The following is a 24,235-nucleotide window of genomic DNA, read 5'->3' as shown; positions in this document are numbered from 1 at the left end:
CAAGAGATTGATTTGATGGAAATACCATCGCGGATCATGTCCGGCGAGCGGGAGGATGAGACTGTCGAGGAAGGCCAGAAGGGCTTTTTCGGCTTGATCGGAGCGCGGATCGGCAAACCGCGCGGCGATGCCGCGCCGAACCTGCACACGCGCGAGGCGCTGCTCCTGCTTCAAAATTATGAAGAAAGCGGCCAAGGCTGGTTCTGGTCCACCGATGCCAAGGGGCGGCTGACCTATATCACCGATTCGGTCGCGCGGCTGATGGGCCGGCCGAGCGACCAGCTGCTCGGAACGATATTTACCGAGCTGTTCCTGCCGGTCGACAGTCATGGCGAGCGCCAGCGGACCTTGCCTTTCCTCCTGACCAAGCAGTCGAAATTCGACGATCTGCCCTTGCGCAGCGCGTTCGAAGGCGACGATCGCTGGTGGGCGATTTCGGGGCGGCCGCACTTCGACGGCAGCGGCAAATTTACCGGCTATCGCGGCAGCGGGACCGACATCACCGCGCAGCGGCGATCCGCCGAAGATGCCTCGCGCCTAGCGCTTTATGACTCGCTGACCGGGCTGGCCAACCGGTTCAACATTTCAAAAAAGCTCGACACGACGCTGTCGACCTTTGCGCAGCAGCAGCGCTCGTGCGCCATCATGCTGCTCGATCTCGACCGCTTCAAACAGGTCAACGACACGCTCGGCCATCCGGCGGGCGACGCGTTGCTCAAACAGGTTGCGCAGCGGCTGTTGAAGATCGTCGGGGACAAGGAAATGGTGAGCCGCCTGGGCGGTGACGAATTCCAGATCATCCTTCCCGATCTCGAAGACCGCGGGAAGCTCGGCGACATGGCCGCCGACATCATCAACAGCCTGTCGCAACCCTATTCGGTCGAGGGCAGCCGCTGCATCATCGGCGCCTCGGTCGGGGTCGCGATCGCGCCGTTTGATGGCCTGAGCAGCGACGATCTGGTCCGAAACGCGGATCTCGCGCTGTATGCGGCGAAGGGTAACGGGCGCGGACGGTTCAGTTTTTACTCCAGCGACCTGCATCAGGCGGCCGAAATCCGTCGCGCATTGGAAGGCGATCTGCGCGACGCGCTGGTGCGCGGCGAGATGGACTTGCGGTATCAGCCTGTCGTCAATTCCAAATCGAACCTGGTCACGGGGGTCGAGGCGCTGGTGCGCTGGACGCATCCCGAGCGCGGGGTGATCTCGCCCGCCGTGTTCATCCCGATTGCCGAGGAAGCCAATCTGATCTGGTCGATCGGCGAATGGGTGTTGCGGCGCGCGTGCGAGGACGCGGTCAAATGGCCGGGCGACATGCGCGTGGCGGTCAATGTCTCGCCGATCCAGTTTGCCAACGAGGATCTGCCGAAAATTGTTGCCAGCGCGCTGGCGACGACCGGGCTCGCGCCCGACCGGCTTGAGCTGGAAATCACCGAAAGCGTGTTTCTGGGCGATTCGGCCGATACCGGCAAGATGTTCAAGGCGCTCAAGGGTTTGGGCGTGCGGCTGGCGCTCGACGATTTCGGCACCGGCTATTCGTCGCTCAGCTATTTGCAGACGGCGCCGTTCGACAAGATCAAGATCGACCAAAGTTTCGTGCGCGGGGCGACCGAGCCGGGGTCGCGTAACAGCGCGATCATTGCCGCGATCGTCGCCCTGGCCGAAGCGCTGGAGATGGAAACAACCGCCGAAGGTATCGAATCGCTCGACCAGCTTGACCTGATCCGCAAACTCAACGTCAGCCATGTGCAGGGTTATGTGTACAGCAAACCCGTTCTCCATGCCGAACTGCTCGACCATGCCGAGGCCGGGTCGTGGATGATCAAGCCCGCTGGCCCGGCCCGCCAGCGCAACGACCGTGTCTCGCTGTTCCGCAAGGTCGGCGCGATCCATGACAATCATCGCTATGATGTCGTCATCCGCAATCTGTCGTCGACCGGCGCCTTTATCGAGGGGATATTGGATGTCCCGCTCGGCACCCAATTTGTTGTCGATTTCGGCGAGGGACAGCTCGTCACCGCCACCGTGCGCCGATCGATGAAGCACCAGCAGGGCATCGAATTCGAACAGACGATGGTCAGCGATGGCAATGGCGGGCTGTGTACAAGGCACCGCGTGTCGCCCTATCTGATCGCCGCCGCGACGCAATCGACCGCCGCGATGGCGCTGCCGATGTTTACGACGACGAACGACTGGAAAGCCCCCTGATCAGAGGCGTGGAACCGTCCGCGCGATCGCCCGTTCTGCTCCCAAACAGGAGAAGACCATGGCTGACACGAAAATCTTTGCGCGGCTGAAGGCCGATCATGACCGCCACCGCAAGCTGCTCGATCAGATCGACGAGACAAAAGGCGACAGCCCCGAGCGCGAGAAGCTGTTCGAGGCGTTTCGCATCGAAGTGACCGCGCATGCGGCGTCCGAAGAAATGTCGCTCTATGCGACGATGCTCGGGAAGCCCGACCTGCGCGAAGATGCGCAGCATAGCGTTTCCGAGCATAAGGAAATCGACGATCTGCTGACCGAACTGTACGAGATGGACTTTGCCTCGACCGGCTGGCTGACCCGCTTCCGCACGATGAAGCACCGCTACCTCCACCATATCGAGGAAGAGGAAGAGGAGATGTTCCCCGAGGCCGAGAAAGGCCTGTCCGAAGCGAAGAAGAAAGAGCTGCTGGCGATCTTTGAGAAGGAAAAGCCGAAAGAAAAGGCCAAGGCGGCCGCCGACGAGCCTTCGAGCGAGGATGACAAGGAATAGTCCAATCTTCCGTCATCCCGGCGAAGGCAGGGATCTCGCCGGTGCGTATGGCATCCACATCGAGATCCCGGCCTTCGCCGGGATGACGATCTAAAGGCAGAACCTCGACTTTACCGGCCGTCCCCGCCATAGGCGCGCGCGATGACCGACAGATTCTCCTTTTCGATTGCCGCGACCGACGGCGCCGCGCGCACCGGCACGATCGCAATGCGGCGCGGCGAAATCCGTACGCCCGCCTTCATGCCCGTCGGTACCGCGGCAACGGTCAAGGCGATGCGTCCCGCCGAGGTACGCGCGAGTGGCGCCGACATCATCCTTGGCAACACCTATCATCTGATGCTGCGCCCGACCGCCGAACGCATGGCGCGGCTGGGCGGACTGCACAATTTCATGGGCTGGGACCGCCCGATCCTCACCGACAGCGGCGGCTATCAGGTGATGAGCCTGTCGGCGCTGACCAAGCAAAGCGAAGAGGGGGTCGCGTTCAAGAGCCACCTCGACGGTTCCAAACATATGCTGACCCCCGAGCGCTCGATGGAAATTCAGCGCCTGCTCGGCAGCGACATCGTGATGGCATTCGACGAATGTCCGCCGAACGGCGTCGATGCCAAGCGCGCCGAGGCGAGCATGGAGCGTTCGATGCGCTGGGCGGCGCGCAGTCGCGCGGGGTTCGACGCGGGCGGCGAGCATGCGGCGCGTTCGGCACTGTTTGGCATCCAGCAGGGCTCGCTCGACGAAAAGCTGCGCGCGCGCTCGGCGGCGGCGCTGACCGATATCGGTTTCGACGGCTATGCGATCGGCGGGCTGGCGGTCGGGGAGGGGCAGGAAGCGATGTTCGGCGTGCTCGATTATGCGCCCGCCCAGCTTCCCGCCGACAAGCCGCGCTATCTGATGGGGGTCGGCAAGCCCGACGATCTGGTCGGCGCGGTCGCGCGCGGGGTCGATATGTTCGATTGCGTGCTGCCAACGCGATCGGGGCGCAACGGGCAGGCCTTTACCTGGGACGGGCCGATCAACATTCGCAACGCGAAGTTTGCCGAGGATCAGGCGCCGCTCGACGCTTCATGCGATTGCCCGGTGTGTACGACCTGGTCGCGCGCCTATCTGCATCACCTCGTCCGGTCGAGCGAAATGCTCGGCGCCATGCTGATGACGCAGCATAATCTGCATTTTTATCAGGCGCTGATGCGGACAATGCGCGATGCCATCGCGGCGGGCACGTTCGCGGCTTTTCAGATGGAATTTGATGCGCGCTATCAGCGCTAAGGTCAGTCCAGTTTGCTCAAAAGATCCAGCAGCGACTGGGGAATCGACTCATCGACGGTCGATTCATACGCGCGGCGCAGGGCGCCGTTGACGTCCGGCCCCTTGGCGGGAGATTTCTTTTCCGCGTCCTTTGCCGCCGTCACGCCGCGTGGCGAACCGGTTTCAGACGACATTTTCGGGGCATCCGCTTAACATGGGGCCTGTTGCTAACCGCGCATTTATCAAACCGCAATGGCGCGTTTGTTCTTCCCCATGAAACTAATTTGCGGCTAAATCGTTCCCATGGGGTGAAATTATGTCAGCGGACGCCGGTTTGGGCCGCGTTTGCTGGTTTTTTGGCGGGTTATGTCCCGTTTCAGGAGGGAAATATATGTCATTGGGTCAGGCGATCGCGCCGCATCTTCCGTATCTGCGGCGTTATGGTCGGGCGATTTCGGGTAGCCAGCAGAATGGCGACGCGCTGGTCGCGCGTTTGCTCGAAACATTGGTGGGCAATCCGGGGGCGGTCGATACCGGCAATGACCTGCGGATCCAGCTTTACCGGATGGTCCATGACAATTTCGGATTGATGGCCAGCGCGGCGACGTCCGATGACGACGCCAACCTTACCGACATCGCCATTGCTGACGCGCGCCTGCGCCGCATTCCGTCGCTGGCGCGCCAAGCGCTGCTGCTGACCGCGGTCGAGGGGTTCAACGCCGAGGATACCGGCCGCATCATCGGCCGCGATACCGACGAAGTGAAGACGCTGATCGCCGAGGCGACCGACGAAATCGATCGCCAGACGCGCGCCCGCATCCTAATCATCGAGGATGAACCGATTATCGCGATGGACATCGAAATGATCGTCCGCGATCTCGGTCACGACGTCGTCGCAGTCGCCACCACGCATCGCGAAGCGGTGGCCGAAGCGCAGAAGCATCAGCCGGGGCTGGTGCTTGCCGACATCCAGCTTGCCGACAACAGCTCGGGGATCGAGGCGGTGCAGGAAATCCTGACCGGCCTGCATGTGCCGGTCATCTTCATCACTGCGTTTCCCGAACGGCTGCTGACGGGCGATCGCCCCGAACCCGCATTCCTGCTGACCAAGCCATATCAGCCGGCAACGCTGCGCGCGGCGATCTCGCAGGTGCTGTTCTTCGACGAGAGCACGGTTCCGGCATAAAGTCAGTCGAACCGAACAAAATCGTCATTGCGAGCGCAGCGAAGCAATCCAGACCGGTTTACGCCACCTCTGGATTGCTTCGCTACGATCGCAATGACGGAGTGGGGGTTGCTACCTCATTGGGCGCGAGCGATAGCGGCTGACGATGACCATCCTCGACGCTACCCATCGCCAATCGGCGCTCGACCGCCTCACCGCCAACGCACCGTTTCTGGCGCGGCTTGCCGAACTCAACCCAGATGATGTGACGCGTTTCCTTACCGATGGCGCCGACGCCGCGCTCGCCCATATTGCGCCGCCGCCAGCCGACGACGACATCATGCGGGCCGTTCGTCAATGGCGCGGCCGCATGGCGCTGTTGCTCGCGCTCGGCGATCTTTCGGGCGAGCATGATGTCGCAGCCACCACCCGACTGCTGTCCGATTTTGCCGATCAGGCGTGCGACACCGCACTCGCCGCCGCCTTTGCCGAGCGCGTTCCGGGCGAGGAACCGCGCGGGCTGTCGGTGATCGCGCTAGGCAAGCTGGGCAGTCACGAACTCAACTATTCGTCCGACATCGACCCGATCCTGATCTTCGATCCCGACACGCTGCCGCGCCGATCGCGCGACGACCCGGTCGAGGCGGCGGTGCGAATCGCGCGGCGGATGATCGAAATCCTGTCGGCGCGCACCGGCGACGGGCATGTCCTACGCGTCGACTTGCGTCTGCGACCGCATCCCGAAGTGACGCCGATCGTGCTGCCCGTGGACGCCGCGATTTCCTATTATGAATCCGAAGCGCTGGCGTGGGAGCAGGCGGCGTTCATCCGCAGCCGCGCGTCGGCGGGCGATCGCATGCTCGGCGAGCAGTTCCTGTCGGCGATCCAGCCCTTCATCTGGCGCCGCAGCCTCGATTTCCGCCAGCTCAAGGAAATCGGCGCGATGAGCGACCGGATTCGCGACCATTTCGCGCAGGGGCAGGCGTTCGGGCCGGGCTATGACTTGAAACGCGGGCGCGGCGGCATCCGCGAGATCGAATTTTTCGCGCAGGTCCACCAGCTGATCTATGGCGGGCGCGACCCGTCGCTGCGCGTTCCGGCGACGGTCGATGCGCTGGCGGCGCTGGCGGCGGCGGGACGCGTCGAGCCTGAGGTCGCGACACGCCTGTCGGGTCATTACGCGACGCTGCGCCGGATCGAGCACCGGTTGCAGATGATCGAGGATCAGCAGACGCATGGCCTGCCGACCCAGCCCGCCGCGCTCGACGGCGTCGCGCGGCTCGACGGTCTGGCTGACGGTGCGGCGCTGCTCGCGATGCTCGAACCCGTCACCGCCGATGTCGGCGCCTGTTACGACCGGTTGGTAGCCGAACGCGCGGTCACCACCGGCTTGCCGCGCGACGACGACAGTCTGGCGGCGGCGCTGCAAGCGGCGGGGTTCGACCCTCCAGACGCGGCGCTGCGCACAATCGCCGAGTGGCGCGGCGGGAAGCTGCGCGCGCTGCGTAGTCCGGCGGCGCTTGATGCGCTCGAAACGATGCTGCCTGAACTGGTCAAGGCGCTGGGCGCGGCGCCCGACCCGCAAGCGACGCTGACGCGCTTTGACAAGCTGGTCGCGGGACTGCCCAGCGCGATCAACTTCTTTCACCTGCTCGCGGCGCAGCCGGCGCTGGCGCGCATCGCGACGCGCGTTCTGGCGCTCGCCCCGACGCTAGCCGATGCGCTCGGCACGCGCGCGCAGCTGATCGAAGGGCTCATCGACAGCCGTGCCTTCGACGCGCCCGCGGACAAGACACAGCTGCTGGCGGAGTGGGCGCCGGGGCTGGCGACGCTCGACTATGAACGTCTGCTCGACCGGGTGCGCGATCTCGTCGGCGAGCGGCGCTTTGCCTATGGGGTGCAGCTTGTCGCCGGATCGACCGATCCACTGGTGATTGCGGGCGGCTATTCCGAGCTCGCGGAGGCCGCGCTATGTGTCCTTGCCGACGCCACCGTTGCCGAATTTGTCGCCGCCCATGGATGCATTCCCGACAGCGAGCTGGTCGTGCTCGCGCTCGGGCGGCTCGGGGGCCGGGCGCTGACCCATGCCTCCGACCTCGACCTCATTTATCTGTTCACCGGCGACCATCTCGCCGAATCCGACGGGCCGCGCCCGCTCGGCGCCACGACCTACTACAACCGCCTTGCGCAGCGGGTGACCGCGGCGATGTCGGTGCCGACCGCGGCGGGCAAGCTGTACGATGTCGATACCCGGCTCCGGCCGCAGGGCGCGCAGGGGCCGCTCGTCGTCACCCTCGACAGCTTTGAACGCTATCAGCGCGAAGAAGCCTGGACGTGGGAGCATATGGCATTGCTCCGCGCGCGGCCGGTCTATGGATCGGAAGAGGCGCGCGCCGAAGTCGAGCGGATCATCGCCGAACTGCTCATGATTCCGCGCGATCCGGCCAAGCTCGCCGCCGATGCCGCCGAAATGCGCGACAAGATCGCGGCACACAAACCCGCGAACGGCGCGCTCGACATCAAGGGCGGCCCCGGCGGGCTCGTCGATCTGGAATTTGCGATGCAGGTCACGCAACTGGCCAGCGGCCAATGCCACGACCCCAATATCGCCGCCGCGCTTGGCTGTCTGAAGCCGGCGGGACTGGCGCCCGACGGGGTGTGCGAAGCGCATAGCCTGCTGGCACGGATGCTCGTGATGCTGCGGCTGACCGCGCCCGAGGGCGAGCCGCCGACCGCGGCGGCGCGGCAGCTCGTTGCGAGCCAATGCGGCGAACCCGGCTGGCCGCAACTGCTTGCCGCACACGACGCGGCGCGGCAGGACATTGCCGACTGGTGGGCGTCGATTCGCCCGCAGCAGGAGAGTGAAAAATGAGCGGTCTGAAACTGGGCGATGCCATTCCCGCGGTGAAACTTCTCGACGCCGATGGCGCGACGATCGATCTCGCCGCGATGGCGGGTGCGCCGTTGGTCGTCTATTTCTACCCCAAGGCCGATACGCCGGGCTGCACGGTCGAGGCGCAGGATTTCACCCGCCTCGCGCCCGAATTCGCGCATCTGAACGCGCAGGTGCTCGCGGTATCGCGCGATGCACCCACAAAGCTGTGCAAGTTCCGCGATAAATATGGCCTGACCGTCCGCCTCGCGTCCGATGAAGACGGCGCGGTGTGCGAAGCCTTCGGCACCTGGGTTGAGAAGCAGAATTACGGCCGCAGCTATATGGGGATCGAACGCTCGACCTTCCTGTTTGGCGCCGACGGCAAGCTGGCCAAAGAATGGCGCAAGGTGCGCGTCAAGGGTCACGCCGACGCGGTGCTGGAGGCGGCAAAGGCGCTATAAATGCCAACATTGGGTGAAGCCGCGCGCGCGGTCCTGCTGACGCCGGATCCGCATGACAAACGCCGCGCCGCGCGCAGTCTGGCGCGGGCGTGGCGGCAGGGGCGGCTCGATCATCGCTGTGACACCGCGATGCCCGATCAGCCCGCTTGGCCCGCCGCGCCCGAATTGCTCGAACCCAACCGGATGCCGCGCCGAGGCAAGGGCGGCTCCGAACGCGGGCGGATCGCGCTTCTCCACGCGCTGGCGCATATCGAATTTGTCGCAATCGATCTCGCTGTTGATCTGATCGGCCGCTTCGGCGACGAATTTCCGCGCCAGTTTGTGGACGACTGGATCGGCGTCGCCGCCGATGAGGCGATGCATTTCGCGTTGCTCGACCGTCGTCTTCGGCAGCTCGGCAGCCATTATGGGGCATTGCCAGCCCATGCGGGATTGTGGGAGGCAGCGCAGGTCACCGCCGACGACGTGCTGGCGCGCTTAGCAATTGTGCCGATGGTGCTCGAAGCGCGCGGGCTCGACGTCACCCCGCCGACGATCGCACGCTTCCGCGACGCCGGTGACGAAGCATCGGCGCGAATTTTATCGCGCATTTTCAACGATGAAATTCGCCATGTGCGCGCAGGCACAGTCTGGTTTGGCTGGATGTGCGACGAACGGGGATTCAACGCCGCCCAAACGTGGCACGCCCTCGTAAAATCGCGGTTTCGCGGGGCGCTCAAAGCTCCGTTCAACGACTCGGCGCGCCACGACGCCGGTTTAACGCAAGAATACTATGCTGTTATTGCGTCTTAACCATTGGGGCAGCACACAGGCTTCGCGGGGGACGAGCAATTGTCCAAACCAACAAACACCGGCGCCAAAGCCTTTTGATGACTTTGGCGACATGGCACACGCGGGGTCGTATTTTGATAAACACTCTTCTGACGCAGAAGTTGCATCAAGTCGCAATCGTCTGCGCCGCAGCATGTTTCGCTCTGGCCACTCCGGCCGTCCACGCCGCTGAAACCAGCGCCGACGCTGGCATTATCGCTCCCGATGAACCCGATGACGACAGCTTCACCGCTGGCGTTCCTTCGGTCGGCGAAGACAGCGAAGCCCGTGCGATTTTCCAGGCGTGGAAGCGTCTCGACACCGGCCTGACCGCCTCGATCGGCGTTGCGGTGCCCTCGCGCCGCCCGATCGACCAGATGTCACTGTCGTCCTCCTATGGCATGCGCGTCCACCCCGTCACCGGCAAGGTCGCCCGCCACAACGGCATCGACATTCCGGCGCCGCACGGTACCCCGATTTACGCCACCGCCGACGGCATCGTCGGCCGCGCTCAGCGCCTCGGCGGCTATGGCAATTATGTCGAAGTCGAGCATGGCAACGCGATCCAGACGCGCTACGGCCACATGTCGTCTTACGTCGTCGTCCCCGGCCAGTCGGTCAAAAAGGGTGACGTCCTTGGTTACGTCGGTTCGACCGGTCGTTCGACCGGCAACCACCTCCATTATGAAGTCCGTATCGAAGGCGCGCCGGTCAATCCGATGCCGTTCGTTCGGTCGGATCAAATGGCAATCGCGGCCATCACTGGCAAGAATGTCGCGATGGGCGGTCCCGAATAAGAGATAATGACGAGCTTTCCTGGGTCGGAGAGGAGGGGCGCCAGGCGGGGTAACCGTCGCGGCGCCCTTTTCATTTGGTGTAAAGCGCCTATCTAGCGATCATGGCCACGCAGCTTTCCGATATCACCCTGTCGCCCGCCGCCGCGGCGCGCGTCCGCTGGATCGCCGACCGCAAGGGCGAGGCTGACGCGGCGTTGCGCCTCGCGGTCGATGGCGGCGGCTGTTCAGGCTTCACCTATCGCTTCGGCTTGGCCGAAGGCATCGATGCCGACGACATCATCACCGAAACCGACGGGGTGAAGCTGGTCGTCGATCCGGTCAGCATCGATCTGGTGCGCGGCTGCGTCGTCGACTTTGTCGATTCGCTCGGCGGATCGTCGTTCAAGGTCGAAAATCCGAACGCGGCCTCGGGCTGCGGCTGCGGGTCCAGCTTCTCGATTTAGAACATACACCTACAGGTCAAGTGAAGAGCTGTTCCCCGGCGAAAGCCGGGGCCCAGGGCGTCATAGAGCGACGCCTGTTCTTGGGCGCCCTGGACCCCGGCATTCGCCGGGGAACAGATACTCCCCCAAAAGCGATTACTGCCAAACAAGTTTGGGGTAACGAAGGGGCTGGGATCGGCGCTGGCTTGCTGCCATAGGTGCCCCATGAAAATCGCGACCTTCAACATCAACGGCATCAAGGCCCGCCTGCCGCGCCTGATCGAATGGCTCGAGGAAACGCAGCCCGACGTCGCCTGCCTTCAGGAACTGAAATCGAGCGATGAAACCATGCCGACCAAGGAGATCGAGGCGGCGGGTTATGGCTTCCTCTATCACGGGCAAAAGGGCTTCAACGGCGTCGCGATCCTCGCCAAAGGCGCCCAGCCGTTCGAAACCCAGCGCGGGCTGGCGGGTGAGGATGAGGACGAGCAGTCGCGCTATCTGGAAGCCGACGTCCACGGCCTGCGCGTCGCGTCGATCTACCTGCCCAACGGCAACCCGCAGCCGGGGCCGAAATTCGACTACAAGCTGCGCTGGATGGCGCGGCTGCGCGAACGCGCCAAGGTGCTGCTGGCCAGCGAAATTCCGACGATCCTGACCGGCGATTACAACGTCATCCCGCACGACGACGACGTATGGGATCCGCGCGCAATGTCCACCGACGCGCTGATGCAGCCCGAATCGCGCGACGCGTGGTTCCGCCTGCTCGGCGACGGGTGGACCGACGCGATCCGCAGCCGCCATCCGGCGGGTGGGGTGTGGACCTTCTGGGATTATCAGGCGGGCGGCTGGCAGCGCGACCACGGGTTTCGCATCGATCACCTGCTGCTCAGCCCCGCGCTCGCCGACCGGCTGGTCGACGCCGGGGTCGACAAGGACCACCGGGGGCGCGAAAAAGCGAGCGACCATGCCCCGACGTGGGCGGTGCTTTCGTAAATCAAACTTGGAGTGAAAAAGCTGTGTCCTCCCGCGAAGGCGGGAGCCCATCACCGGTCGGCGCTATATCGAGCCAACAGGAGATGGGTCCCCGCCTTCGCGGGGACACGGAAGTGTTTCTTTCAACGCTAGGTCTTCTGGCTTTCTGACGTCTCAGGTGTCTGGGTAAAGCGTCGTCATCACCCGCTTCGGATCGAGTGCATAATGACGCGCGACCGCCGCCGCGATCACGCTTTCCAGCGACCGTGTCGGCTTGAGGTCGCGGCCATCGAGCCGCGCTGCGGGCGCCAACCCCGGCCAGTCGGCCGACACCTTGCCGCCTTCGGTCAGCCCGCCGCCCAGCAGCATCGCGGTCGATGCGGTGCCATGGTCGGTGCCGCCGGTGCCGTTGACCTCGACGGTGCGGCCGAATTCGGTGGCGACAATCACCAGCAAGTCGCTCCACGCCGGGCCGAGCCCCGTCTGGAGCGCGCCGACCAGCTGATCCAGCCCGCGCAGCTGCGCGTTCAGTCGTCCGCGCTGGCCGCTGTGCGTATCCCAGCCGCCGGTTTCGACCATCATCACCCGCGCGCCGTCCGCCGGCAGCATCAGCGATGCCGCCAGCTTGCCGAGGTCGGCGCCGTTGCGACCATTGTTGCCGCCAATGTCGCCCGCCAGTTCCTGCGTCTTGACCGCGCTGTCCCACAGCGGGTGCAGCAGCGGGTCGTCGGCATAGAGCGCCGACAGCCGCGCGATCAGGTCGCTGTCAGCCTGCGGCAGGCGGCTGGGCGCATAGGTGCCAACCTGCACCGTGCCGCGCAGCGCAAGCGGTACGGCGGGGGCGATCGCTATGGCATCGCGCTCGGCGGCGGGCAGTAGGGTCAGCAGCCGCCCGACCCAGCCGTCGCTGCGCCCATAAGGCCGCGATCCGCCCCCCTCGAGCATATTCTGCCCGTCGAAATGCGACCGGTCGCGATAGGCAGTCGCGACGGCGTGGGCGAAATGCGCCTGTTTGCCGGTGTAAAGCCCCGCGGTCGTCGCCATTGCCGGGTGCAGCGTGAACATCGCATCGAGTTTGGCGCCGCCCGCGGTTTCGTCGGCCATCGCGCGGCGCGCGGCAGCGAACGCCGGGTCACCGGTCGGCGCTACCGTCGCCAGCCCGTCGGCGGCGCCGCGCTGGATGATGAACACCAGCCTTTTGGGCGTCGCGGCCGCCGCATAGGCAAAACCGGGCAGCGCGCCCGCCGCCGCGACGGTGATGCCCGACAGGATGATCGAACGGCGCGAAAGCATCATCGTCTATCTCCGCAAAAAGATTGGGCTGGCGAACAGCATGGCGATGCCCTGGCCCGGACTGTCGGCACGCGCGATGGCCTCCGCGGTCTGCGGCGTCAGGGCGTCGGCCAGGACGAGCGGCGCCAGCTGGCGCGCATCGACGCGGTCACCGATCCGCCCCGCGATCCGGCTGGCGAGTTCGACGCGCTGCATCAGTCCCGCCGATCCGGCCCAGGTTGCGACCTTGTCGTCGTAGCCCGCAGGCGATCCGGGGCGCCAGACCGGCTGGCCCAGCTGGGTGAACATCGCCGCAACATTCTGTTTTTCGCCGAGCGCGGGAACTTTCAGCGCGCGCAGCATCGACACCGTCCAGTCCCACGGCGACTTGAACATGGTCGGCGCAGCGACCCACGGTTCGGGTGACGCAATGAGGGCGCGATACAGCGACGTCAGATCGCCGCCGCTCTTGACGAAATCGGCGGTGAGGCGATCAACCAGCGCCGCGGGCGGGTCGTCGGCGGTGAAATGGCGCGCCAGCTTGGTCGCGATATGACTTGCTGTGGCGGGATGGACGGCCAAGTCGCGCAGAATCGCCTCGGCCTGCGCCGCCCCGGCGGCGTCATAACGCCGACTGAGCACCGTTTGCGCGCCGGGTTCGTGCAGGGGCGCGATAAACACCGTGGCGCCCGGTTCGGCATCGGCGGGCATCAACCGCTGCCCCGCGCCGCGACCGAGTCCGGCGACGGTCAGCCCGGTGAGCGCCTTGGCAAAGGCGGTCACATCGGCCTGCGTATAGCCCGTTCGCACCCCCAGTGTGTGTAGTTCCAGGATCTCGCGCGCCAGATTCTCGTTGAGACCGGGTGACTGGCGGTTGCCGCGGTTGCGCATGCGGGTGGCGACCGGGCTGTCGGGGCCGAAACTCTGTGCCTGATCGAGATACAGCAGCATCGCGGGATGTTTCACCGCCGCGATCAGCAGGTCGGCGAATTTGCCCATGATATTGGGCCGGATCGCCTCATTCTCATAATGGCCGACAAAGCCGATCACCGTCTGCTTGTCCGCCGACACCGCGAAATGATTGGCCCAAAAATGGACGAGGCGTTCGGGGAAGGGGGTCGGTGTCGCGATCGCCGCCGCCAGCCGCGCTGCGCTCGCCTCGACATAATGGCGGCGGATCGCCGAGCGCGACAGTCGCCGCAATTCGGGATCCATGCCCTTTTCTTCCTCGCTCATCGGCGTTTCGGTCGCCGCGCGCCGCATCGCTTGGCGATCCTCACGATATTCGACATAGGCGGTAGCGATCGCCGCGCGCCCGGCAAGCCCTGCCAATGCGGCGGGGGCGGGATCATAATCGCCAAGCTGGCGAATCAGCCACGCTTTGGGATCGCCGATCGCCGGATCGTCAAAGCGGCGACCGAGGCCAAAGCGGTTGGCGGCAAGATATTGGACTGCCATGACAAAGCCTTTCGTGCCCCAAACGCACGATGGCCCGCGTTTGTCGCAAAGCTGTCCCAGCAATCAGAGCATTTTGTCGTAAATCTGATACACCCGGTTGACCTTGGCATCGATCGCCTCGGCGACCGCCTTCATCCCCTGATTGTCGTCGAGCACCCAGCCGATGTCGCCGCGCTCGGTCGCATAATCGCGCACCGCGTCGCGGCGGATCAGCTCGATCATCATGAACGCGAGGGTGCTCGCCATGCGGCTGTTTTGCAGTTTCTTGGCGACCCCCATCAGCGGCACGCGCAGGGTGCGGCTCTTGGGCTTGCGCAGCCACCACAATAGCCGTGCCCAGTTGAACGGCAGCAGCGAGCCATCCATGTCGATCAGCAACTCGTTGATATTGGGCAGCACGATGATGAACGCCACCGCCTCGCCGTCGAGTTCGGCGACGCGGACCAAGTCTTCGAAGACGATCGTCTTCAGCTTTTTGCCGACAAAGGCGATTTCGCTGTCGGTCAGCGGCACGAACCCCCAATTGTCCGACCAGGCGTCGTTGAGGAGGCCCATGATCAGCGCCGCTTCGGCGTCGAAATTCTTCTTGTCGACCTTGCGCACCCGGATGCGCGCATTCTTTTCGCCCGCCGCGACGATGCGGTTCACCAGCGGTGAAAAACCCTCTTTGACATAGACATCATAGTTGATCAGCTGCTTGATCGGGCGATAGCCACTGCCTTCGATCCAGCCGCGATAGAGCGGGCTGTTGTGCCCCATCATCACCGTCGGGCGGTTGTCGAACCCTTCGATCAGCAGCCCGGGTTCGTCCCACACCGAAATCGACAGCGGGCCGAGCGACCGGTGCATGCCTTGGCGGCGCAGCCAGTCCTCGGCGGCGACGAGCAGCGCGCGGGTGGTTTCTTCGTCTTCGGCCTCCAGCAGACCCCAGTTGCCCGTCCCCGGCCCCATCCCCTGTTCGACCGGCTGGGCGAGCGCGAGTTCGTCGATATGCGCCGAGATGCGTCCGACGGTGCGGCCCTTGCGGCGAGCGAGAAACAGCTGCGCCTTGCCATGTTCGAACCAGGGATTCTTGCCCGGGGTGAGCAGGCTGTACACCTCGCCCTTCAGCGGCGGCACCCATGCCGGATCGCCGCGATTGAGCCGATAGGCCAGCTCGACGAGCTCGCGCTTATCGTTCTTGTCCTTGACCGGGTGGATGGTGATCGGGCCGTCCGAATGTCCGCTCATACTGGTTTCCTGAATTGGCTGACCTATATTTGTGACGAGGCATTACGGCATTGCGGTGGCAGTGGCGACCCGCATTTGGCCATTTTGCTGCCATGAAACTATGGTGTTGGAAGCGTTATGACGACGATCAATCCCCCCGCCGATCGGGTCGCGACGCCTTTCGCGCCTGCTGCGGTAAAGACACCCAAGTCGGCGATTGCCGACGATATGGCGATGATCCGCGCCGCGTCCGAGCTGACGCGCGACCTCGTCACGCCCAACGCGCGGATTTACTGGACCGATTTTCTGGCGTCGGCCCTCATCGGTTACGCTGGCGTCGCGGGCGCGATTTTGGCGCCGACGACCGCGTGGGCGCTCGCCGCCGCGCTGATCGCAATCCTCGCGCTCTATCGCGCCGGCAGCTTCATCCACGAACTCACGCACATCCGCAAAAACGCGCTGCCGGGCTTCCGCTTCGCCTGGAATCTGCTCGTCGGCGTGCCGCTGCTGATCCCGTCATACATGTATGAGGGCATCCACAGCCTGCACCACAACCGCACCAAATATGGCACGGTCGATGATCCCGAATATCTGCCGCTCGCGCTGATGAAGCCGTGGACGGTGCCGCTGTTCGTGGTCGCCGCGGCGTTCGCGCCGATCGCCTTGCTGTTCCGCTATGCGGTGCTGACCCCGCTGTCGTTCCTGATCCCGCCGCTACGCCGGATCGTTGTGGAACGCTATTCGGGGATGATCATCAACCCGTTGTTCCGCCGCAAGGCGCCCGACGGCGATTTTCGCCGCATGTGGGCGTGGCAGGAAGGCGGCGCGTGGGCGTGGTCGAGCCTGCTGATCGCCGCGGGCGTGTTCGGTTGGGTGCCGCTGCACGCGCTGCTGATCTTTGGCGCGATTGCCGCGGCGACGCTGGTGCTCAACCAGATCCGCACGCTGGTGGCGCATCTGTGGGAAAATGACGGCGAAGTTCTGACCGTGACCGGCCAGTTCCTTGACAGCGTCAACGTACCGCCGCCGGGCTTGCTGCCCGAGCTGTGGGCGCCGGTGGGGCTGCGCTATCACGCGCTGCACCATCTGCTGCCGGGCGTCCCCTATCATGCGCTCGCCGAGGCGCATCGCCGGTTGAAGGATGTGCTGCCCGCGGATTCGCAATATCATGGTGCGAATTACGACAGCCTGCCGAAGCTGGTGGGGAATCTGGTTGCGGGTTCGGCACGGGGTGTTGCGGCCTGAGGGAGCTGCGTCGCCCCCGCGGAGGCGGGGGCCGCTAGCCGCCTATTCCCGCGCTGCTGATTAAACCGACAGCGGCCCCGCCTTCGCGGGGGCGACGGCTCGTCGTCGTCGTAAACTATTTACCATTCGTCATCCCGGCGAAGGCCGGGATCTCACCCTCTCGTACGACTGCAAGGGCGAGATCCCGGCCTTCGCCGGGATGACGATGATAGTGAATGTCTTTGCTGGCCGAACAGCATTCAATCCCGTTGGTCTTTGGTTGCCGCCCACAGCCGAAGAGACTTGTAAATATGATATGTCAGGTAAACGAACCAGATTGCGCCCGGCGTCATCAAGGCTGTCAGCAAGATGATCCGATAGGGGAACGTGAGCCCGAACCCAATATCGACTGCCGCGAATATCGCCCCGCCAACCAATATCGGCCCGAGCATGGTCAATTTTTCGGGGCCGAAAGGTTCGCCCGTGTACATATCGGAAACCGTTTTCGACCGATAGTTTGTGCACCACCCCATCATTCGGCTTCCATCCAGCGCGCCGTCCTATTCCTCGGTCCGGATCAAAATCATCTCACCAATCAGCGCAAATAATATGAACGGACCCCACGCCGCCAGAAACGGCGAGTAAGCGCCCAGATCCCCCATCGCCAGCGCGAAATTGTCGGCGACGAAATAGGCGAAGCCCAGCGCCATGCCGAAAATCGCACGGATGAACAGCTTGCCCGATCGCGCCAGCCCGAACGCCGCGACCGCGCCGAGCAGCGGCATCAATATCGCCGACAACGGCCCCGAAATCTTGTGCCACAACACGCCTTTCAGCGCGTTGACCGGTCGCCCCGCGGCCTCCAGATCGGCAATCGCCGCGCGGAGTTGGAGGAAGGGCAATTCGTCGCCATCGACCTGCGCCAGCGTGAACTGATCGGGGCGCACATTGGGCGCCGCGACAATCGTGCCGAGCGGTTCTACCGTCCCGGAGCGGCGCAGGAAGCGGGTCGCGCCCGACATTTCCCATCCCCCCGCGACCGACCGCGCGCTGTCGGCTTTCAGCATCGAAGACAGCACCCCGCCGGTGCGTTCGTAGATGGTGACGCCGCGCAGGACGATCGACGGCCCGCCGGTCTCGACCGTCACCGCGTTGATCAGATTGTCGCCGTCGCGGACCCAGATATTGCTGCGCACCCCATTGTCGGCGGGGACGCGCTTATACTCGACCTTTTGCCAGGCGCTGAGCGCCGCGGTCGAACGGGTTACGATGCGTTCGTTGAACGCAAAGCTGATCCCGGCGACGAGCAATGCGGCGAGGAACAAAGGCGCGAGCACCTGATGCGCCGACATCCCCGACGCCTTCATCGCGACGACCTCGCTGTTCTGATTGAGCGTGATCAGCGTCAATATCGTGCCGAGCAGCACCGAAAAGGGCAGGAAGGTCTCGATAATCTGCGGCAGCCGCATCCCGACATAGCGCCAGACGTCCGCGTCGCTGTTGCCTGCGACCGCCAATATCTTGCCGCTTTCGCCGAGCAGGTCGAGCGTTTGCAGGATCAGCACCAGCGCAAACAGGATCGAGAAGGAGCGCACCAGGAACAGGCGGCCGACATACATCGCCATCGTGCGCGACGGGAAAAAGTGGAGCTGGTGCATTTAGGTCAAACTCTCCACCGCCCGCGGCTTACGCTGGAACAGCGTCAGCAGCCCGCGAATCTTTTGCGCGGCCTTCGCTGCCACGCGTTCGAGCGCGCCGATCGGCTGGCCGCCCGGCACATGGGCGACGACATAATACATCCAGATCGCCAGCGCCGCGAACAGCAGGAACGGCACCCACAGCGCGATCACCGGATCGATCACCCCGCGCGCGCCCATATCCTCGGCATATTGGTTGATCTTGTGCTGGGTCACCAGCAGCACGATCGACAGAAACACGCCAAGCGACGAGGTCGACCGTTTGGGCGGGATCGCCAGCGCGATTGCGATCAGCGGGATCAGGAACATCGACAGCACTTCGACGATGCGGAAATGGAAATTGGCGCGCGATTCGAGCCGCGTCTGCTCGGACTGGCTCTGATCCTTGCCCGCGACGAACAGCTCGGGGATCGTCATTTCGCGGTCGGCGCCGCCGCGCAGGCGGAACGCCTCAATCTTGGGCAGCGGGATCGGCAAGTCATGATTGTCGAAGGTCAGCACGCGCGGGACCGAAAATTTCGGCGATTCATGGATCAGCACCCCTTGCGACAAGCGCAGGATGATCGTGTTGGGATCGTCGGTAGCCAGGAACTGGCCGCGCGCCGCAGTCGCCGACACGCGCTGGCCGTCATTATTGTCGCCGCGCACAAAAATGCCGCGCAGCGATTTGCCGTCGTCAAAGCTTTCCTCGATCCGCAGCGTCATGCGGTCACCCAGCTTGGTAAATTCGCCGACCTTGATCGACGCTCCGAGCGCGCCGGAGCGCAGCTCGAATTGCAAGCCTTCATAAGCATAGCGCGCAACCGGCTGAATGAAGCCGACAATCGCCAGATTGAGCGCTGCGAGCGCAATCGCAAAAGCAAAAGGCATGCGCATCAGCCGCCCGAAGCTCATCCCGACGCCCTTCAGCACATCGAGCTCGCTCGTCGTCGCCAGCTTTCTGAAAGCCAGCAAGATGCCCAGCATCAGCCCGATCGGGATGCCCAGCGAGAGATATTCGGGGATCAGATTCGCCAGCATCCGCCACACGATGCTGACCGGGCCGCCCTCGGTGGCGACGAAGTCGAACAGCCGCAGCATTTTTTCGAGCACGAGCAGCATCGCCGACAGCACCAGCGTGCCGACCATGGGAAAGAAGATGAGACGCGCGATGTAGCGGTCGATCGCAGGCAGCTTATTCAATCTTTCGTCGCCCCATCACCATGATTTGGCCGCAAATGGTTCCGATATGCCGATCAAGGGCGACAGGAACCCGTGTCGGCACGTGCTTTTGCGTTTGCTGGCGTGGCTATAACCTCTGGAGGTATTGAGGTCATGTCGAAAATTTTTCTCGCCGGCCTGCTCGCCGCTGGCGCTGCCGGTGCGCTGATCGCGCCCGTCGCGGCGCAGGGTGCGGCATTGGGTCCGGCGGCGGCACTGTGCAACAGCAACGCCACCGCGGTGCAGGTTGACGTGCGCGGGTTCAAGGCGCGCACCGGGACGGTGCGGGTCCAGATTTACAGCGCGAACAGCAATTATCTGGAAAAGCGCAAATGGATCGAGCGGGTCGACGTGCCCGTGTCGCGGGCTGGTACCATGTCGGTCTGCGTCCCGGTCAAGCAGCCGGGCAGCTATGTCGTCTCGGTGCGCCATGACATGAACGGCAATGGCAAGTCGGATCGCAGCGACGGCGCGGGTCTGTCGGGCAATCCCGACATGAAGGTCAGCGATTTCATCTTCAAGCGGAAGCCCAAATTGGCGACGGTCAGCTTTGCCGTCGGCGGCGCCACCAAGCGCGTGCCGGTGGTGCTGAACTACGTCAACGGCCTGTCGTTCGACCCGGTAGAATAGGGATCCAATGGCCAGCGTCGCGCTTCTTTCCAATCCGCGTTCGACCGGCAACCGTGCCCTGTTGCCGCGGGTTCGCGAATATTGCGCAGCGCACCCCGATATTTTTCACTACGAGGTCGAGGACGTCGACCAGATCGGCGAGGCGATCCGCACCATCGCGATGGTGTCCCCGCGCGTCGTCGTCATCAACGGCGGTGACGGCACGGTGCAGGCCGCGCTGACCGAGCTGTATTCGGGCGGCCATTTCGGCGGTTCGCCGCCGCCGGTCGCGGTGCTGCCGAACGGCAAGACCAATTTGATCGCGCTCGACCTGGGCGCCGCGGGCGACCCGATCAAGGCGTTGCAGCGGGTGATCGAGCTGGTCGAATCGGGCCGGCTCGACGATCATGTGATCCAGCGCCAGTTGATCTCGCTCGACAGCGGCGGTGAAACGCGACCGGTGCTTGGCATGTTCCTTGGCGGAGCCTATCTCGCCGACGTCATGCTTTATTGCCGCAATCGCATCTATCCGCTCGGTCTGCCGAACGGGGTATCGCATTTTCTGGCGGCGATCCTTGGCCTGTCGGCTCTGCTCTTTGGCCTCGGCGGCGGGCGCCTGCCGCCCAAGCCTGAGGCGATGACGGTATCGCTAATCCGGCAGGGCGAGTTCAAGGGCAAATTCTCGCTCCTGATCGTCACCACGCTCGAAAAACTGTTGCTCAGCATTCGCACCAACGATGCCGCGGGGCAGAGCGGCCAGATGAAATTGCTTGCAGTCGACCGCGGCTTCGGCGCGCTGTTCCGGATGCTCGGCGCGACCTGGCGCGGGACGCTGGGGCAGAACCAGCTCAACGGTGTCCATTTTCAGCAGGGCGACGAAATCCGCATCGAGGGCGAGCGGTCGAACGTCATCCTCGACGGCGAGATTTTTCAGGCCAAGAACGGCATGCCGATCATCCTGACCTCGACGCAGCCGGTTCCGTTCCTCCGCCTCGCCGCCTGAGCGTTCGCGCATGTCCAGCCTGATCGATCTGGTCCGCGCCGAACTGTCGACCCCGGTCGATCCGCGCGTTACCGCGATGGCACAGGCGATCGCCGCCGAATATCCGGGCAGCGCCCGCGCCGTGCTGTTTTACGGCAGCTGCCTGCGCGAGTGTGAACTCGACGGGCTCATGCTCGATTTCTACCTGATCGTGTCCGACTATACCGATGCCTATCCCAAACGCTGGATGGCGGCGGCCAACCGGCTGATCCCGCCCAATGTCTTTCCGTTCCAGCATGGCGGGCTGATTGCCAAATATGCGGTGCTCAGCGAGGCAGATTTTCACCGCCTCAACGGCACAGAGACGCGCAACGTGTCGGTGTGGGCGCGTTTTGCGCAGCCGTCGCGGCTGGTGTGGGCGGTCGACGATACCGCGCGCGAGCGCGCTGTGGCCGCGGTGGCACGCGCCGCGCCGACCTTGCTCGCGGCGGCGGGCGCTGTCGATGGCGAGGCGCCGCTCGACTGGTGGCGCCGCGCCTTTGCGCTCACCTATTCGGTCGAACTGCGCGCCGAGCGGACCGGCCGCGCGCAGTCGGTGGTTGATGCCGACGCCGAGCGCTACCAACGCTTCAGCATCCCCGCGATGGCGGCGATCCCGACCGGCACCCGCGGCGGCGCCTGGGCGCGGCGGCGGATCGAAGGCAAGGCGCTCAGCATCGCGCGGCTCGCCAAGGCCAGCCTGACCTATGCGGGCGGGATCGATTATCTGGCGTGGAAGATCAATCGCCACGCCGGGACCAAGATCGAGATCAAACCGTGGCAGCGCCGCTGGCCCCTGGTCGCCGCGCTGACGCTGGTACCGCGTTTGATAAAGGGCGGCGCGATCCGGTAGTTGTCCTTGAGGTTCTCCGCAGAAGGAGGAGCCTTGAGGCATTTTTTCCCATTAAGTGAACCGTTCGCCCTGAGCTTGTCGAAGGGCCGTTCTTTTTTGGCGACGTCGCGAAGAAGAACGGTGCTTCGACAAGCTCAGCACGAACGGCCTCGGGGAATGATGCCGATTCCACGCTCGACGCTTCGAGCATCTACCCCGCCAGCCGCTGCCCCTCGACCGCTCGCGCATCGCCGCACCGCCGGATCGCCTGATCGAGCGCGGTCAGGGTGAAGGGTTTGCGCAGCACGTCATGGTCGCCGAAACTGGCGACCTCGCTCGCATCGCCCGCATAGCCGGTGACGAACAGCACCGACAGGTCGGGCCAGCGCCGCTTGAGCTGCGCGACCATTTCGGGGCCGGTCAGGTCGGGCATCAACACGTCGGACAGGATCAGGTCGAAACCGCCCTGGCCATCGGCCATCCGACCCTCGACCAGCGCCTCGGCCTCCCGCGGATTGCTGCAGGCGACGACGCTGTGGCCCAGTTCGCTGACCGCATCGACGGTCGCGGTCAGCACACGTTCGTCGTCTTCGACCACCAAAATGCGCAGGGCTTCGGCCGGGGATGTGACGCCGTCGGCGGGTCCGGCCACCGGTTCGGTGGCCTGGTCCGCCTGCGCTTTCGCCACCGGTAACAGCATCGCGACGCTGGTCCCTTCGCCTTCGGTCGAGGATATCTGCACCTCGCCGCCCGACTGGCGGCAAAAGGCAAAGACCTGGCTCATGCCAAGGCCCGTTCCCTGTCCCGCAGGTTTGGTCGTGTAAAAGGGATCGAACACGCGTTCCAGCACCTCGGGCGACATGCCGCATCCGGTGTCGATCACCTGCACCGCCAGCGCCTTGCCGTCGCCGTCGTCGAGGGTGCGAATGGTGAGCGCGCCATGGCCGTCCATCGCGTCGCGCGCATTGACCGCAAGGTTGAGCAGCGCATTTTCGAACTGTTGCCGGTCGAGCCAGCAAGCCAGCCCATCGGCCTGCAAATCGAGCGTCAGCGCGATGCGATCGCCAATCGTTCGCGCGATCAGCTCGGCAAAGCCTGCGATGCACGCGTCGATATCGGTCATTTCGGGGCGCGCGGGTTCGGACCGCGCAAAGGTCAGCAGCCGCCGCGTTAAGTCAGCAGCGCGGTTGGCGCCGTCGAGCGCGTTGGCAAGATGGCGCTCCGCCTTTTCCGGCGTATCGGGCAGCCAGCGCTGCGCCAGTTCGAGCCCGCCGACAACAACCGCCAGCATATTGTTGAAATCATGCGCGATGCCGCCGGTGAGCTGGCCGACGGCTTCCATCTTTTGCGCCTGCCGCAACTGCGCTTCGGCTGCGGCGCGCTCGGTCATCTCGCTGCGCAGCGCGATATTGGCCTGTTCGAGTTCGGCGGTACGCGCCTCGACCGCTTCCTCCAGTTGCATCGCGCGCTCGCTCTCCGCCACTTGCTCACGGCGCGCGACGCGGCGTTCGGCTTCGGCGCGGACGAACGAGAATGTTGTACCGATCGCGACCGCGGCGATCGCGGCGCCGAGCAACGCAAACAACAATATCGCTTGTTTCAGGCTGGCGCGATCGGCCGCGGCGACGCGGTTGCGTTCGCGCAGCAGCGCACGTTCATTGGCAATAATCTGGTTGAGCAGCTTGTCGATGCGGGTGAGCCCGGCATCGTGCCCCGCCGCATGATATTTGGAAATGGCGGCGACGGTCTGGTTGTAATTGGCGCTGAGCGCTGCGTCGCCGAGCTGGCGGCCGCGGCTGTCCATCTCGGCCGTCAGGTCATCGACCAGCTTCGACTGGGCGGCATTGTCGCGCACGCTGCGGTCGAGCCGGGTCAGATATTGCCGCGCCAGCCCCCATTGCTGTTCGTAAACGCGACCGTCTTCCTTTTGCAGCCCGACGGCGAACCGCCCGAGCGCAGCCTCGGCGCGCGCGAGCGACGCGTCGAGCGAGCGGGTCTGCGAGATGACTTCCAGGCTCTGCGTCTGCCAGCCCAGCGACTGGTCATAATTGTCGCTGGCGCGCGCGAGCAGCAGGACAAGCGCCCCGACGATGCCGATCAGCATCGTCGCCATGCCGATCGTCAGCCAGAAGCGTAGCCGCTCTCGCCGCTTTTCGGTTTCGGTATCGCCATCCCGCTCGAACACGCGCCTGTCTTACCGGACATGCGCCC

The 24,235-nt window shown here is 64.5% G+C and carries 22 protein-coding genes; 14 read left to right on the top strand and 8 right to left on the bottom strand.

Annotated features, from left to right (window positions below):
• The first annotated feature begins 15 nt into the window (after positions 1-15).
• The 3 genes from B4F07_RS12145 (at position 16) to tgt (ending at position 4,018) form a co-directional block, all read left to right on the top strand.
• Positions 16-2,205, top strand: coding sequence for an EAL domain-containing protein (locus B4F07_RS12145; protein ID WP_293704821.1), 2,190 nt, complete (start codon positions 16-18; stop codon positions 2,203-2,205).
• Between the two features lie 58 nt (positions 2,206-2,263).
• Entirely contained in the window at positions 2,264-2,752 is a 489-nt protein-coding gene (locus B4F07_RS12140; protein WP_293700312.1) for a hemerythrin domain-containing protein, read from the top strand.
• Positions 2,753-2,893: 141 nt separating this feature from the next.
• The gene (gene tgt, locus B4F07_RS12135) at positions 2,894-4,018 is read left to right on the top strand and encodes a tRNA guanosine(34) transglycosylase Tgt (protein WP_293700314.1); all 1,125 of its coding nucleotides are present in this window, start codon (positions 2,894-2,896) and stop codon (positions 4,016-4,018) included.
• A 2-nt stretch (positions 4,019-4,020) separates the two neighbouring features.
• Here the strand turns inward: tgt and B4F07_RS12130 are convergent, their stop codons facing one another.
• Positions 4,021-4,191 (bottom strand): NepR family anti-sigma factor, encoded by a 171-nt coding sequence (locus B4F07_RS12130; RefSeq protein WP_293700315.1) that lies wholly within the window; start codon positions 4,189-4,191, stop codon positions 4,021-4,023.
• Positions 4,192-4,388: 197 nt separating this feature from the next.
• On the opposite strand from B4F07_RS12130, the gene B4F07_RS12125 reads away from it, so the two are divergent.
• The 7 genes from B4F07_RS12125 (at position 4,389) to xth (ending at position 11,523) form a co-directional block, all read left to right on the top strand.
• On the top strand, positions 4,389-5,183 hold the full coding sequence (locus B4F07_RS12125; protein WP_293700317.1) for a response regulator: 795 nt from the start codon (positions 4,389-4,391) through the stop codon (positions 5,181-5,183).
• A gap of 145 nt (positions 5,184-5,328) precedes the next feature.
• Positions 5,329-8,034, top strand: coding sequence for a bifunctional [glutamine synthetase] adenylyltransferase/[glutamine synthetase]-adenylyl-L-tyrosine phosphorylase (locus B4F07_RS12120; RefSeq protein ID WP_293700318.1), 2,706 nt, complete (start codon positions 5,329-5,331; stop codon positions 8,032-8,034).
• Positions 8,031-8,498, top strand: a complete 468-nt coding sequence (locus tag B4F07_RS12115) for a peroxiredoxin (RefSeq protein ID WP_293700319.1) — start codon at positions 8,031-8,033, stop codon at positions 8,496-8,498. The genes B4F07_RS12120 and B4F07_RS12115 overlap by 4 nt, the downstream gene beginning before the upstream one ends.
• Positions 8,499-9,290, top strand: coding sequence for a ferritin-like domain-containing protein (locus B4F07_RS12110; protein WP_293700321.1), 792 nt, complete (start codon positions 8,499-8,501; stop codon positions 9,288-9,290).
• Positions 9,291-9,403: 113 nt separating this feature from the next.
• Positions 9,404-10,105, top strand: coding sequence for a M23 family metallopeptidase (locus B4F07_RS12105; protein ID WP_293700322.1), 702 nt, complete (start codon positions 9,404-9,406; stop codon positions 10,103-10,105).
• Positions 10,106-10,206: 101 nt separating this feature from the next.
• Complete coding sequence (gene erpA / locus B4F07_RS12100) at positions 10,207-10,548, top strand: iron-sulfur cluster insertion protein ErpA (protein WP_293700324.1); 342 nt, start codon at positions 10,207-10,209, stop codon at positions 10,546-10,548.
• Positions 10,549-10,752: 204 nt separating this feature from the next.
• Positions 10,753-11,523, top strand: a complete 771-nt coding sequence (gene xth, locus B4F07_RS12095) for an exodeoxyribonuclease III (RefSeq protein WP_293700325.1) — start codon at positions 10,753-10,755, stop codon at positions 11,521-11,523.
• Positions 11,524-11,676: 153 nt separating this feature from the next.
• Here xth and B4F07_RS12090 read toward each other — a convergent pair whose 3' ends face one another.
• The 3 genes from B4F07_RS12090 to B4F07_RS12080 all read right to left on the bottom strand — a co-directional run bounded on the left by B4F07_RS12090 (position 11,677) and on the right by B4F07_RS12080 (position 15,462).
• Complete coding sequence (locus B4F07_RS12090; protein WP_293700942.1) at positions 11,677-12,795, bottom strand: DUF1501 domain-containing protein; 1,119 nt, start codon at positions 12,793-12,795, stop codon at positions 11,677-11,679.
• 6 nt (positions 12,796-12,801) lie between these two features.
• Positions 12,802-14,232, bottom strand: a complete 1,431-nt coding sequence (locus B4F07_RS12085) for a DUF1800 domain-containing protein (protein WP_293700326.1) — start codon at positions 14,230-14,232, stop codon at positions 12,802-12,804.
• Positions 14,233-14,295: 63 nt separating this feature from the next.
• Positions 14,296-15,462: an N-acetyltransferase gene (locus tag B4F07_RS12080; protein WP_293700328.1), complete on the bottom strand. Its 1,167-nt coding sequence runs from the start codon at positions 15,460-15,462 to the stop codon at positions 14,296-14,298.
• A 117-nt stretch (positions 15,463-15,579) separates the two neighbouring features.
• On the opposite strand from B4F07_RS12080, the gene B4F07_RS12075 reads away from it, so the two are divergent.
• Positions 15,580-16,686 carry a fatty acid desaturase family protein gene (locus B4F07_RS12075; protein ID WP_293700329.1) on the top strand — a complete coding sequence of 369 codons (1,107 nt, stop codon included), beginning with the start codon at positions 15,580-15,582 and terminating at the stop codon, positions 16,684-16,686.
• A gap of 239 nt (positions 16,687-16,925) precedes the next feature.
• On the opposite strand, the gene B4F07_RS12070 is transcribed toward B4F07_RS12075, so the two are convergent.
• The 3 genes from B4F07_RS12070 to lptF all read right to left on the bottom strand — a co-directional run bounded on the left by B4F07_RS12070 (position 16,926) and on the right by lptF (position 19,544).
• On the bottom strand, positions 16,926-17,156 hold the full coding sequence (locus B4F07_RS12070) for a hypothetical protein (RefSeq protein ID WP_293700331.1): 231 nt from the start codon (positions 17,154-17,156) through the stop codon (positions 16,926-16,928).
• A gap of 69 nt (positions 17,157-17,225) precedes the next feature.
• Positions 17,226-18,323 carry an LPS export ABC transporter permease LptG gene (gene lptG / locus B4F07_RS12065; RefSeq protein WP_293700332.1) on the bottom strand — a complete coding sequence of 366 codons (1,098 nt, stop codon included), beginning with the start codon at positions 18,321-18,323 and terminating at the stop codon, positions 17,226-17,228.
• The gene (gene lptF, locus B4F07_RS12060; protein WP_293700333.1) at positions 18,324-19,544 is read right to left on the bottom strand and encodes an LPS export ABC transporter permease LptF; all 1,221 of its coding nucleotides are present in this window, start codon (positions 19,542-19,544) and stop codon (positions 18,324-18,326) included. It lies immediately after the preceding gene.
• Between the two features lie 132 nt (positions 19,545-19,676).
• Between lptF and B4F07_RS12055 the strand changes: the two genes are divergently transcribed.
• From B4F07_RS12055 to B4F07_RS12045, 3 genes are read left to right on the top strand one after another with little or no spacing between them, the layout of a single operon-like run.
• Positions 19,677-20,192 carry a DUF2141 domain-containing protein gene (locus tag B4F07_RS12055; protein WP_293700335.1) on the top strand — a complete coding sequence of 172 codons (516 nt, stop codon included), beginning with the start codon at positions 19,677-19,679 and terminating at the stop codon, positions 20,190-20,192.
• Between the two features lie 7 nt (positions 20,193-20,199).
• Positions 20,200-21,174 (top strand): diacylglycerol/lipid kinase family protein, encoded by a 975-nt coding sequence (locus B4F07_RS12050; RefSeq protein WP_293700336.1) that lies wholly within the window; start codon positions 20,200-20,202, stop codon positions 21,172-21,174.
• 10 nt (positions 21,175-21,184) lie between these two features.
• Entirely contained in the window at positions 21,185-22,045 is an 861-nt protein-coding gene (locus B4F07_RS12045; protein WP_293700338.1) for a hypothetical protein, read from the top strand.
• Positions 22,046-22,235: 190 nt separating this feature from the next.
• Here the strand turns inward: B4F07_RS12045 and B4F07_RS12040 are convergent, their stop codons facing one another.
• On the bottom strand, positions 22,236-24,209 hold the full coding sequence (locus tag B4F07_RS12040) for an ATP-binding protein (protein ID WP_293700340.1): 1,974 nt from the start codon (positions 24,207-24,209) through the stop codon (positions 22,236-22,238).
• Positions 24,210-24,235 lie beyond the last annotated feature (26 nt).

Source organism: Sphingopyxis sp. UBA6723, assembly GCF_002454115.1.
In the GTDB taxonomy this organism is placed as follows: domain Bacteria; phylum Pseudomonadota; class Alphaproteobacteria; order Sphingomonadales; family Sphingomonadaceae; genus Sphingopyxis.
This window is presented reverse-complemented; position numbering and strand designations above follow the sequence as displayed.

Coding starts and splice junctions, on each gene's coding strand:
- B4F07_RS12145 (WP_293704821.1), top strand. CDS start 16: ATGGAAATACCATCGCGGATCATGTCCGGCGAGCGGGAGGATGAGACT.
- B4F07_RS12140 (WP_293700312.1), top strand. CDS start 2,264: ATGGCTGACACGAAAATCTTTGCGCGGCTGAAGGCCGATCATGACCGC.
- tgt (WP_293700314.1), top strand. CDS start 2,894: ATGACCGACAGATTCTCCTTTTCGATTGCCGCGACCGACGGCGCCGCG.
- B4F07_RS12130 (WP_293700315.1), bottom strand. CDS start 4,191: ATGTCGTCTGAAACCGGTTCGCCACGCGGCGTGACGGCGGCAAAGGAC.
- B4F07_RS12125 (WP_293700317.1), top strand. CDS start 4,389: ATGTCATTGGGTCAGGCGATCGCGCCGCATCTTCCGTATCTGCGGCGT.
- B4F07_RS12120 (WP_293700318.1), top strand. CDS start 5,329: ATGACCATCCTCGACGCTACCCATCGCCAATCGGCGCTCGACCGCCTC.
- B4F07_RS12115 (WP_293700319.1), top strand. CDS start 8,031: ATGAGCGGTCTGAAACTGGGCGATGCCATTCCCGCGGTGAAACTTCTC.
- B4F07_RS12110 (WP_293700321.1), top strand. CDS start 8,499: ATGCCAACATTGGGTGAAGCCGCGCGCGCGGTCCTGCTGACGCCGGAT.
- erpA (WP_293700324.1), top strand. CDS start 10,207: ATGGCCACGCAGCTTTCCGATATCACCCTGTCGCCCGCCGCCGCGGCG.
- xth (WP_293700325.1), top strand. CDS start 10,753: ATGAAAATCGCGACCTTCAACATCAACGGCATCAAGGCCCGCCTGCCG.
- B4F07_RS12090 (WP_293700942.1), bottom strand. CDS start 12,795: ATGCTTTCGCGCCGTTCGATCATCCTGTCGGGCATCACCGTCGCGGCG.
- B4F07_RS12085 (WP_293700326.1), bottom strand. CDS start 14,232: ATGGCAGTCCAATATCTTGCCGCCAACCGCTTTGGCCTCGGTCGCCGC.
- B4F07_RS12080 (WP_293700328.1), bottom strand. CDS start 15,462: ATGAGCGGACATTCGGACGGCCCGATCACCATCCACCCGGTCAAGGAC.
- B4F07_RS12075 (WP_293700329.1), top strand. CDS start 15,580: ATGACGACGATCAATCCCCCCGCCGATCGGGTCGCGACGCCTTTCGCG.
- B4F07_RS12070 (WP_293700331.1), bottom strand. CDS start 17,156: ATGTACACGGGCGAACCTTTCGGCCCCGAAAAATTGACCATGCTCGGG.
- lptG (WP_293700332.1), bottom strand. CDS start 18,323: ATGCACCAGCTCCACTTTTTCCCGTCGCGCACGATGGCGATGTATGTC.
- B4F07_RS12055 (WP_293700335.1), top strand. CDS start 19,677: ATGTCGAAAATTTTTCTCGCCGGCCTGCTCGCCGCTGGCGCTGCCGGT.
- B4F07_RS12050 (WP_293700336.1), top strand. CDS start 20,200: ATGGCCAGCGTCGCGCTTCTTTCCAATCCGCGTTCGACCGGCAACCGT.
- B4F07_RS12045 (WP_293700338.1), top strand. CDS start 21,185: ATGTCCAGCCTGATCGATCTGGTCCGCGCCGAACTGTCGACCCCGGTC.